Origin of the sequence: Streptomyces sp. NPDC002467, from assembly GCF_042889825.1 — a bacterium.
Classification (GTDB): domain Bacteria; phylum Actinomycetota; class Actinomycetes; order Streptomycetales; family Streptomycetaceae; genus Streptomyces.
Map to the genome: position 1 here is coordinate 1 of NZ_JBIARJ010000046.1, position 10,327 is coordinate 10,327.

The 10,327-nt window shown below is 74.3% G+C and carries 10 protein-coding genes and 1 pseudogene; all 11 read left to right on the top strand.

Going from position 1 to position 10,327, the window contains the following annotated elements; all coding sequences use genetic code 11:
* Positions 1–144 (top strand): annotated as a pseudogene (locus tag ACFYYJ_RS41315) (ABC transporter); the annotation flags it as partial.
* Positions 141–932, top strand: a complete 792-nt coding sequence (locus ACFYYJ_RS41320; protein ID WP_385365737.1) for an ABC transporter permease — start codon at positions 141–143, stop codon at positions 930–932. The pseudogene ACFYYJ_RS41315 and the gene ACFYYJ_RS41320, both read left to right, overlap by 4 nt.
* Positions 933–991: 59 nt before the next feature.
* Positions 992–1,600: a TOPRIM nucleotidyl transferase/hydrolase domain-containing protein gene (locus tag ACFYYJ_RS41325; protein ID WP_385128192.1), complete on the top strand. Its 609-nt coding sequence runs from the start codon at positions 992–994 to the stop codon at positions 1,598–1,600.
* A gap of 44 nt (positions 1,601–1,644) precedes the next feature.
* Positions 1,645–2,424 (top strand): alpha/beta fold hydrolase, encoded by a 780-nt coding sequence (locus ACFYYJ_RS41330; RefSeq protein WP_385128186.1) that lies wholly within the window; start codon positions 1,645–1,647, stop codon positions 2,422–2,424.
* Between the two features lie 126 nt (positions 2,425–2,550).
* On the top strand, positions 2,551–3,285 hold the full coding sequence (locus tag ACFYYJ_RS41335) for a cupin domain-containing protein (RefSeq protein WP_385128184.1): 735 nt from the start codon (positions 2,551–2,553) through the stop codon (positions 3,283–3,285).
* Positions 3,282–4,358, top strand: a complete 1,077-nt coding sequence (locus ACFYYJ_RS41340) for a hypothetical protein (protein ID WP_389140140.1) — start codon at positions 3,282–3,284, stop codon at positions 4,356–4,358. Before ACFYYJ_RS41335 ends, ACFYYJ_RS41340 begins: the two co-directional genes overlap by 4 nt.
* A complete protein-coding gene (locus tag ACFYYJ_RS41345; protein WP_389140143.1) occupies positions 4,355–5,467 on the top strand; it encodes a hypothetical protein in 1,113 nt (370 codons plus the stop codon). The genes ACFYYJ_RS41340 and ACFYYJ_RS41345 overlap by 4 nt, the downstream gene beginning before the upstream one ends.
* On the top strand, positions 5,464–6,390 hold the full coding sequence (locus ACFYYJ_RS41350) for a hypothetical protein (protein ID WP_389140146.1): 927 nt from the start codon (positions 5,464–5,466) through the stop codon (positions 6,388–6,390). The genes ACFYYJ_RS41345 and ACFYYJ_RS41350 overlap by 4 nt, the downstream gene beginning before the upstream one ends.
* 43 nt (positions 6,391–6,433) lie before the next feature.
* Positions 6,434–6,973, top strand: a complete 540-nt coding sequence (locus tag ACFYYJ_RS41355; protein ID WP_385128180.1) for a hypothetical protein — start codon at positions 6,434–6,436, stop codon at positions 6,971–6,973.
* A gap of 81 nt (positions 6,974–7,054) precedes the next feature.
* Positions 7,055–8,836: an asparagine synthetase B family protein gene (locus tag ACFYYJ_RS41360; protein WP_385128179.1), complete on the top strand. Its 1,782-nt coding sequence runs from the start codon at positions 7,055–7,057 to the stop codon at positions 8,834–8,836.
* Between the two features lie 35 nt (positions 8,837–8,871).
* Positions 8,872–10,236, top strand: a complete 1,365-nt coding sequence (locus tag ACFYYJ_RS41365; RefSeq protein ID WP_389140150.1) for an aldehyde dehydrogenase family protein — start codon at positions 8,872–8,874, stop codon at positions 10,234–10,236.
* The last annotated feature ends 91 nt before the right edge of the window (positions 10,237–10,327 follow it).

Sequence of the window (10,327 nt, forward strand, 5' to 3'; positions counted from 1 at the left end):
CTGCGCTCCGTCCTCGACCGGCTCGACTCCGCCGGCATCGAGGCCGACGAGCTCACCGTCCACACCCCCGACCTCGACGACGTGTTCTTCGCCCTCACCGGCACCGCCGTCATCCCCGACCAGCCCAAGGAGGACGTCCGATGAGCTCCCTCACCCTCGCCGTGCGCGACTCGTCCACGATGCTGAGGCGCAATCTGCTGCACGCGCGGCGCTACCCGTCCCTGACCCTGAACCTGCTGCTCACGCCGGTGATGCTGCTCCTGCTCTTCGTCTACGTCTTCGGCGATGTGATGAGCGCCGGCATCGGGGACGGCGGGGCGGACCGGTCCGAGTACCTGGCCTATCTCGTCCCGGGCATCCTGATGCTGACCATCGGCGGCACCACGATCGGAAGCGCGGTGTCCGTGTCCAACGACATGACCGAAGGCATCATCGCCCGCTTCCGCACCATGGCGATCCATCGCGGGTCGGTGCTCATCGGGCACGTCGTCGGCAGCGTCGCGCAGTGCGTGATGAGCGTGGTCCTCGTCGGCGCCGTAGCCGTGGCCATCGGCTTCCGGCCCACGGGCGCGACCGCCGTGGAATGGCTCGCGGCGGTGGGCCTGTTGGCGCTCGTCTCCCTGGCGCTCACCTGGATCGCCGTCGGCATGGGCCTGTCCAGCCCGAACGCCGAGGCCGCGAGCAACAACGCGATGCCACTGATGATCCTGCCGCTCCTCTCCAGCGCCTTCGTGCCCGTCGACGCGATGCCCGGCTGGTTCCGGCCGTTCGCCGAGTACCAGCCCTTCACCCCGGCCATCGAGACCCTGCGCGGGCTTCTCCTCGGCAGCGAGATCGGCAACAACGGGTGGCTGGCCGTCGCCTGGTGCGCGGGCCTGACCGTGCTCGGCTACCTGTGGTCCAAGTCGCTGTTCGACCGCGATCCCGAGTAGCCGGATATTCCGTACCGCACCGCGGCCCGAGGCAGCAGACTCACCTCATGGTGGTGGACATGGAACTGCTCCGGGACGAGATAGGCGGCTGGGCGGCCGGCGGCGCCGGCGGGTCGGCGAGCGAGCTGGTCGGGCGGCTGCGGGTGCGGACGGCCGTACTGCTGGAAGGGCCCAGCGACCTCGCGGCCGTCGAGACCCTCGCCGCGCGGCGCGGCCGCGACCTGGCCGCCGAGGGGGTGTGCGTCCTGTCCATGGGAGGGGCCATGAACGTCGGCCGCTACGCCGCCCTCCTCGGGCCGACCGGTCTCGGCCTGCGCCTGACGGGACTGTGCGACGAACGCGAGCAGGGCTTCTACGTCCGCGGCCTGGAGCGGGCGGGGGCGGCCCGCGAAGGGATCTTCGTGTGCGTGGCGGACCTGGAGGAGGAACTCATCCGCACGCTGGGCACCGCACGGGTCGAGGAGATCGTCGAGACCGAGGGCGACCTCCGCGCCTGGCAGACCTTCGTGCGCCAGCCCGCACAGCACGGCCGTTCCCGGGAACAGCAGTCGAGGCGTTTCCTGGGGACGAAGAAGGGCCGGAAGATCCGCTACGGCCACCTGCTCGTCGAGGCCCTGGACCCCGACACGGTCCCGGCCCCTCTGGAGGGCCTCCTCGCGAGCCTCTGACCGGCGTACGCGAGTGCGCGCCCCGCCAGGGCTAGCATGCGGGGATGGATCTCCTGGCGGGCCGAGTGACGGTCCACTACGTGGAACACGGCACCGGTCGACCCGTTCTCGTACTGCACGGTGGAGGTGTCGACCACCGCGAGACCGAGGCGTGCTTCGAGCCCGCCCTCGAAGGGGTCGCGGGGCTGCGGCGGCTCTATCCCGACCTCCCCGGCATGGGCCTGACCCCCGCTCCCGAAGCGCTGCGCAGCGCCGACGACGTCCTCGACACGCTGCTCGACTTCGCCGAGGGGGCTTGCGGAGGGACCCCGTACCTCCTCGTCGGACACTCTGCCGGCGCGTACTACGCGCAGGCGATGGCCGCGAGGACCCCGGAGCGGGTCGCCGGTCTGGCGCTGGTCTGTCCGTTGCCGCCGGGACCGTGCGACGTACCTGAGCACCGTGTCGTCGCCGGGTCGGGCGAGCTCGGTGACGAGGTCTTCCGGAGCTACTTCGTCGTCCAGACCCCCGAGATGCTCGAACGGTACGAGCGTCACGTCGCCCCGGCCGCCGAGCTCGTCGACGAGGCGGCGCTCGACCGCATCGGCGAACGGTGGGCGCTCGCGCCCGGTCCCGCAGCGGTCTACGGGGGTCCGACGGTGATCGTGGCGGGGCGGCTGGACTCGACGGTCGGGTACGCCGCCGCCACCGACCTCGCCGGCCACTACCCGCACGCCTCGCTCGCCGTGCTCGACGACGCGGGGCACGCCCTGCCCCACGAACAACCGGAGCTCCTGCGCGCCCTCCTCACAGAGTGGCTCGCACGCGTGGAACGCGCCCACTGACCCCGGGCGGCCATGTGCCCGTTGCTCCTGATACGTTCCCACTCCTCTCACTGTTCACATTCACGGCCTTACGATGCGGGTGCGAGGCGCGTGGAGCGCATTGTGGGGCGTCAGGGGGAGGCGCGGATGGCCGCACGACCGTACGACCGCATGCACGGGCCGCACGAGACGGACGGGAACGACCTGCCGGGCGGGGTGGAGCTGTACCACCTCATGCCGGACGGCGGCATCGTGCTCGCCGACCGCGAGGGGTCCCGGGAGCTCGGGCCCGAGCGGGAGTTCCTCCGGTTCATCGACGACGGACAGTTCGCGCACTACCTCGTGGGCGACGCGGCCACCTCGCCGGAGCGGCCGTCCAACGCCACGGTGAAGCTGGGGGTCGTCGGCCCGCGCAGCGCCTTCACCCCGCACGCGCACGGGGGTGAGCACTTCGTCCTCAGCCTGGGCCACGCCGCGTGCGGCCTCTACGACGCCGACCGCGGTCGCGTCTCACAGGTACCGCTCGCACCGGGCATGCTGATCCGCATCCCCGAGATGATGCCGCACTCCTTCGCGAACCGCGGTGCCTCCCCGCTGACCATCCTCGCGGCCAATACCGGTTACGGGATCGACCACGAGGACTACGCGATCACCGCGGACGAGGCCGAGCACCGGGCCTCCGCGGGCGCCGCGCGGTCCGGCCCGGCGGCGGGGCCCGCCGCGACGGCGCTCGACACCGCCACCGACTACCGGGTCCTGGCGGCCGCGCTGCGCGACATCGAGCTCGCCCAGCGGGTCGACGGCATACCCGGCACCGGCGTCCGCGAACGGCTGGCCGCACGGCTGCGCCGGGTTGCGACGGCGCTGGAGGTCCGCCGATGATCTGCCCGCACTGCGAGCGCAACCTGCTCCGCAAGGAGCGCACGAACAACATCTGCTCGCACTGCGGCAGGGGTTACGCGCTGGACCCGCAGAGCAACGCCCTGCGCCTGCACGACCTCCGCGTGCGGCGCATCGCCTTCGGGCTCACGGACGACGGCCGGATAGACATCGCGCCCGGCCAGTTGTGGTACGCGCTGTCGCGCAAGCGGATCAGGGAAGCCAAGGGCGCGCCCGGTTGTGTGGGCGCGGCGTTCTCCGTCGGCGCGCTCCTCACCCTGGGGGCCCTCGTCTTCGCGGTGCCGTTCCTGCTGTTGCCCGCCGGGGCCCTGCTGGTCGGCGGGCTCGTCATCTTCATCGCCCGGCGGACGGGCGCGGCCGGTGGCGTCCCGCGCATGCCCCGCCGGGACTTCCGTACCCACGCGCTCGGCCCGTGGCAGCGGACGTACGGGAGCCTGCCGCTCGGCGTGGTCGACGACGACGGCCGCCCCTGGCCGCAGCGGCCGAAGGACGCCCCGCCGCCGAACGCCGTGCTCGTCTGCCCCGATCCCTCCATCGCCGCCTTCCTCGTCGCCGACGGGCTGCCCGACCGCCACGGCATCGCGCTCGTCCGGGGCGCCGAGCACGTAAGGGCCCTCCTGCCCGCCCTGTCGCCGCGCGGCCCGGTCCTGGTGCTCCACGACGCGGACGCGCCCGGTGAGCTGCTCCTGCGGGAGCTGCGCGCGGCCCACCCGGAGCGTCCGGTGCTCGACGCCGGGGTGGCGCTGCGCACGGTCCGCGGCCTGGCGAAGGCCGTCCCGTACCGGGATCCGGGCGGCAAGCCCACGGCCGAGGAGAAGCGCCGGCTCGCCGCCCTGGGCGAGTTCACCCCGGAGGAGCTGAAGTGGCTGGCCCAGGGCTGGCGGTTCCCGCTCGTCGGCGTTCCCCCGGTCAAGCTGCTCGCCGTGGTCGACCGGCTCGCCGGACAGGCCGTCCGCGGCGCCGACGCCGAGCGGCGCCACGCGGCGGACGTCGGCTTCCTGACCTGGCCCGGGGCCGCCCCGGACGGCACGGATCCGGAGGAAGCGTCGCGGTGATCTGCCCGAACTGCTCGACCTCGTTGAAGCGCACGGAGCGCACCGGGCAAGTGTGCTCGCACTGCGACCGCCGCTTCGCCCTGGACCCCCGCCTGCACGGCACCGGCATGCACGACGTGCGGATCCGTCGCTGCGCGGACTCCCTCACCGACGACGGCCGGTTGAAGGTGACGGTCACCCAGCTCTGGTACCGCTCGCGTACCCACAGCTCGTCCTGGCCCGCGAAGAAGGCGCGGGGGGTCCATCGCGGCATCAGTTGGCTCGTGGCCCTGTCGGTCTGCGCCGGGCTGCTCGCCCTCGCGGCCCGCACCGGCGGTGCCCCCGCGTTCTGGTGCGGGGTCGGCGCCGTCCTGGTCCTCGTGGTGCCCAAGCTCGTCCCCTACGAGCGGGCGCGGCCCGCGGGCTCCCGCATCAGCCCTTCCGAGTACGGCTTCCGCGGGCTGATGACCCGCGAGTGGACCTCGACGTACGGCGGGCTGCCGCCGGGTGTCGTGGACGACGCGGGCCCCGCGCCCCGAGGCACCGCGAAGCGGCCGGACCGGCCCAGGGCCGTGATCCTGTGCACCGACCACGCCGTCGCGACCTTCCTGGAGGCGAACGGCATTCCCCGGCGACTGCGGGTCGTGCTGCTGGAAGCCGACCCGGACCACGCCCACGAGGAATTCGGCGACCTCGGCGACCTCGGTGACCTGGCCGATCTTCCGGGCGGGCTCCCGGTCGTGGTGGTCCGCGACGCGAGTGCGCTGGGGGTGATGCTGGCGCCGCTCCTGCGCATCGCCCGTCCGGACAGGACCGTGGTGGACACCGGGCCGCCGGTGTCCGAGGTCCGGAGCCGGCGCGGCGCCGTCCACCGGTTCTCGCCGGCCCCGGCGGTGGACGCGGAGGCGCTGCGCGCGGTCGCGGGCCTGTCCGAGGAGGACGCCGCCTGGCTGGCCGCGGGGTTCTGGAGCCCGGTCGCGGCCGTTCCCCCGGCCCTGCTCCTGACCGTCGTCAAGAAGGCGGTGGCACGCGCCGTGGCCGCCGCCTCGGCCCCGTCCGGTCCCGCGCCGGAGCACGGCTTCCTGACCTGGCCGGACGCCCCCGCGATGAAAGGCACGTCCACCGCATGAGCACGAGCACGACCCCGTGTACGGACGGGGGCGCGGGTACGGGCCTGCCCGGCTCCGCGTCCGCCGCACGCCCCGGAGCGCCCGGCTTCGGGGACCGGCTCCTGGACCTGGCGATCGTGAAGGCCGCCGCCCGCGCGGCCGACCCGGGCGCGCTCCGGTTCACGGAGCGTCAGCTCTACTACGAGACCTGCCGGGTCCTCAGCCCGGCCTCCCGGCTCCTGCGGCGCGTGCCCCGGACCCCGGCGCCCGTGCTGCGGCTGCCCTCCTTCACCCGCGCGCTGGACGCGCGCGGGCGGGCGACCGTACCGGGCCTGCTGCCGGCCGCGGTTCCGCCCGCCGAGGCCTCGGGGTCCCGGCGGGCCGAGCCCGACCTGTACGACTACGGGGTCCCCCGCCTGCTGCTGTGCCAGGACCGCTCGATCGCCGCGATGCTGCTCGCCAACCACGTCCACCTGGAGGCGGCCTGCCCGATCCTCGTGGTGGCCGACGCGCTGCCGCTGGATCCGCGCCTGGTCGGGGCCCTGGAGCGGGCTGAGGGTGCCACCGTGCACGTCCTGCACGACGCGAGCCCCGAAGGCGTGACGCTCCCGGCCCGGGTACGGGCCGCGCTCGGCCCCCTGGCCGGGGTGCGGGTCAGCTCCCTGGGTCTCGTACCGCGGCACGTGTCCGCCCTGCGGCTGCCCACCGGGCGCGGCCCGGCCCTCCCCGCGGCGGCGGGCGCCGACTGGCCGGCCGCGCTGCGGCCGCGCGAAGCGGCGTGGCTCGCCCGGGGCCGGTTCGCCGAAGTGGCCGCGGTGCCGCCGGCCAGGCTCGTACGGACGGTGCTGCGCCTGACCCGGGGTCCGCGCCCGCCCCGCGACTCCATGTGGGGCGAGCTGAGCGGTCTGCGCACCACCGGATTCATGACCTGGCCCACCGCGTGAACGGCCCCCGCGACCCCTTCGACAGACCCGAGGTACGCACACGATGATCCGCCCCCAAGAGATCGGCTACGCGGACGAACTCCTCGCCGACGGCACGGTCCACCGCAGGTACGAGGACGGCCTGGAGGAGTGGCGCACCCGTACACCCGACCGGCCCCACCTGGTGGCCTGGCACGACAACCGGGGCGGTTCGGGCACCGATGAGCTGCTCGGCAACCGGGTCATCAAGCGCACCCTCGCCGACGGCACCGCCCTCTACGCCCGCGACATCGGCTACGGCCGGACGGTGTGGCCGCGCGGCGAGCGCGTGACCGTGAACCGCAGCTCCTTCGGCGGCCGGATGGGGGTGCTGCTCACCGGGCTGGGGGTGGCGGCCCTCGCCGTGACGGCCGCCCATCTGCCGCCCCTGATCATGAGCCCGGAGGAGGAAGAGGCGCTGCGCCGCCAGCAGGAGCAGGCCCAGGCCTCGTCGTCCTCCGGGGGCGACGGGGGCGGCGACGTCGGCGGGGACTCCGGCGACGACAGCTGGGGGGACGCCTGGGACGGCGACGACGACGCCTGGAGCGACGACGACTTCGGCTGAGCCGAAGCCCCGGGCAACGGGACACCACACACGAAGCACCAGGCACAGCACCAAGCACAGCACCGAGGAAAGGAGCCGTCCGTGGCACGTCTCTGCGCCTGCCTGGCCGAGACCACCGGGCGGGCCCGCGCCCATCTGGAGAGCATGGGCGCGGTCGGGCCGGGCCACGTCCCCGTCGGCGTACCCGGTGCCGAGCTGAGTCTCGTCTCCGGTGAACCGGGCCGCGCCACCGGCCCGTTCACGGCGCACGGGCGCACCGCGGTCGGCGAGGTCACCCTCCACAACCGGCGGGTGCTGTTCGCCGCCCTCGCGGCCCGCGGCGACGCGCCCCCACCGCCGGCCGACTGCTCCGACGGGGAACTCCTGCTCCACTGCTGGGCGTTGCTCGGCGCGGCCGGGGTGGCGCTCGCCGAGGGGATGTTCGTCCTGGCCGTGCTCGACGGCCCCGACCTGGTCCTGATCCGCGACCACGTCGGCGCCCGCACCCTCTTCTACGCGCGGGCAGACGGTGCCTGGGCCGCCTCGACCTCGTTGCGGGCGCTGCGCCGCTGGCCGTCGCTCGGCACGTCGATGAACCTGTCGGCCGTCCGCTCCTTCCTCACCTTCGCGTACCTGCCCGGCGAGGAGACCCTCCTGACCGGGGTCCGCGAGGTGCTGCCCGGCAGGATCCTGCGACTGGCCCGTGACGGCGGGGTCACCGAAACCGTCCACTGGGAACCCCGCGAGCTCATCGAGGACCCCGGCCCGACCGACCCGACCGGCCATGTCCTCGCCCTGCGCGCCCTGTTGGAGCAGGCCACGGCGGCCCGGCTGCCCGAGGCGGAGCCGGCCGCGGTGCTGCTCTCCGGGGGCATCGACAGCTCCCTCGTCACGGCCCTGGCGGCGAAGCTCCACGGCCACCCCGTCCACACGTACTCGATCAGCTTCGGCGACGACCTGCCGAACGAACTGGGCTACTCGGGTCTCGTCGCCTCGCACTGCCACACCCGGCACCGGATCCTGAACGTGTCGGGATCGGCGGTGGCGTCACGGCTCGCCGAGGCCGCGGCGCTGCTGGACAGCCCGGTCGGGGATCCGCTCACGGTGCCGAACCTGATGCTGGCCGAGGCCGTGGCCGCGGACGGTGCCTCCGTGGTCCTCAACGGCGAGGGCGGCGACCCCGTCTTCGGCGGGCCGAAGAACCTCCCGATGCTGGTGCAGGAGATGCACCGGACGCCGGGCGCTCCCTGGGACGAGGACCGGGCGACCGCGTACCTGCGCTCGTACCGCAAGTGCTGGACGGACCTGCCGGTGCTGCTGACCGCGCCGGTCCTCGAAGCGCTGGAGGACGCCCCGCGCCTGGAGCGGCACGTGGAGCCGTACCTGACCCCGCAGGGCCCCGGGCCGCACGCCATGGACCACCTCCTGAACCGGCTGCTCCACTGCAACCTGCGGACCAAGGGGGCGCACCACATCCTCACGAAGGTGGAACGGCTCACCTCCTCCCAGGGCGTGGAGGGCCGCTCCCCGCTCTTCGACCGGTCGGTCATCGACCACGCGTTCGCGACGCCGCCCGGGTACAAGCTCCGTGGCACGGCGGAGAAGTGGATCCTCAAGGAGGCCGTACGCGACCTGCTCCCGGCGACCGTGGTCGACCGGCCGAAGAGCGGGATGAGGGTGCCGGTCCAGGAGTGGCTGACCGGCCCGCTGCGCGACCTCGGACAGGACCTGCTCCTCGGCAGCCGCTCCCGGCAGCGGGGCCTGTTCCGCCCGGAGACCATCCGCACCTGGCTGAAGGGCGAGGGCACGCTGCTGCCCAGGCAGGGCGGCAAGCTGTGGCTGGTGCTGACGCTGGAGCTGTGGCTGAGGTCGTACGACGTATGAGTTCCGAGCAATCCCCCGATCCGCGAAAGGCCCCCATGACCGCCGCACCCACCGAACCGTCCGAGCTGATCGACCCCCGCACCGGGCGGGTGCGCGGTACGGCCGTCCTGTCCCGTGAGGCCGAGGTGGCGGCCGCCGTGACGGCGTCGCGGGCCGCGCTGCCCGGCTGGAGCGCGCTGACCCCGAAGGAGCGGGCCCGCCGGCTGGACCGCTTCGCCGCCTTGGTCGAGGAGAACGCGGACCGGTACGGGGCTCTTGAACGGGCGGGCACGGGCAAGCCCGCGGCGGAGACGGCGGGAGAGGTCGAGCAGGTCGCGGACCTGTTCCGGTTCTACGCCTCCGCCGCGCGCACCCGGACCGCCCCGGCCGCGGGGCACCTCGTCGAGGGGCACGAGAGCTGGGTGCGCTGGGAGCCGATGGGCGTCATCGGGGTGATCGTGCCGTGGAACTACCCTCTCCTGATGGCGGCCTGGCGGTGCGCGCCGGCCCTCGCGGCGGGGAACACGGTGGTGGCGAAGCCCGCCGAGACGACCCCCGACAGCCTGGAGCTGTTGGCGGAGCACGCGGCCCTGGCCCTGGGCGCGGACGTGCTCCGGTACCTCCCGGGCGACCGGGAGACGGGCCGGCTGCTCGTGGAGTCCGGGGTGGACATGGTCGCCTTCACCGGGAGCGGCCGGGCCGGCGCGGACGTCGTGGCGCGGGCGGGGACCCGCCGGGTCAGCCTGGAACTGGGCGGCAACGCACCGGCGATCGTCCTCCCGGACGCCCCCGCCGACACCTTCGAGGCGCTGGCGGAGGCGGCCACGTACAACGCGGGGCAGAGCTGTGCGGCCCCGGCCCGGGTGATCACCCTGGCGGAGAACCACGAGCAGGTCGTCGCCGGGCTCGCGGCGGCGATGGGCTCCCGGACGGCCGGCCATGACTTCGGTCCGCTGAACAACGCGGACCAGGCGGCGCGTTACGACGCGCTGGTCGCCTCCTCCGGCGCCAAGCGGAACTTCGCGGCCGCCGTCTCCCCCGCTGCCGGCGAGGAGCGGGGCCACTGGCGCCCGGCCCGCCTGCTCGCGGACCTCCCGCACGACGACCCGGCCGTCACCGAGGAGGTGTTCGGCCCGCTCCTCACCGTCCAGCGGGCCCCGGACCTGGAAGCGGCCCTGGCCCTGGCGAACGGCGTCCCGCAGGCCCTCGGGGCGAGCGTGTGGACCACCGACCTGGCCACGGGCCTCGACCTGGTCGCCCGGCTGAACGCGGGCGAGGCCTGGCTCAACTGCCACCTGGTCCAGACGGCCGAACTCCCCCACGGCGGCCGGGGATCGTCCGGCCACGGCACCGACCTGAGCATCCTGGCACTCCACGAATACCAGCGGCCGAAGACCGTGACGGTGCGGGTGCCGCGCTAGGGCCTGTCGTCAAACTCCCGTCGTCGCCCGGAGGGCGGCCCCGCGGCGTCTGGTGCGTGCTCTCGGTGCGCCGGGCGGAAGCCCGCGTACT

What these genes read in the sequence shown, in the direction of transcription:
- ACFYYJ_RS41340 (WP_389140140.1), top strand. Translation starts at nt 3,282, where the DNA reads ATGATCTGCCCGCACTGCGAGCGCAACCTGCTCCGCAAGGAGCGCACG.
- ACFYYJ_RS41355 (WP_385128180.1), top strand. Translation starts at nt 6,434, where the DNA reads ATGATCCGCCCCCAAGAGATCGGCTACGCGGACGAACTCCTCGCCGAC.
- ACFYYJ_RS41350 (WP_389140146.1), top strand. Translation starts at nt 5,464, where the DNA reads ATGAGCACGAGCACGACCCCGTGTACGGACGGGGGCGCGGGTACGGGC.
- ACFYYJ_RS41320 (WP_385365737.1), top strand. Translation starts at nt 141, where the DNA reads ATGAGCTCCCTCACCCTCGCCGTGCGCGACTCGTCCACGATGCTGAGG.
- ACFYYJ_RS41330 (WP_385128186.1), top strand. Translation starts at nt 1,645, where the DNA reads ATGGATCTCCTGGCGGGCCGAGTGACGGTCCACTACGTGGAACACGGC.
- ACFYYJ_RS41325 (WP_385128192.1), top strand. Translation starts at nt 992, where the DNA reads ATGGAACTGCTCCGGGACGAGATAGGCGGCTGGGCGGCCGGCGGCGCC.
- ACFYYJ_RS41365 (WP_389140150.1), top strand. Translation starts at nt 8,872, where the DNA reads ATGACCGCCGCACCCACCGAACCGTCCGAGCTGATCGACCCCCGCACC.
- ACFYYJ_RS41335 (WP_385128184.1), top strand. Translation starts at nt 2,551, where the DNA reads ATGGCCGCACGACCGTACGACCGCATGCACGGGCCGCACGAGACGGAC.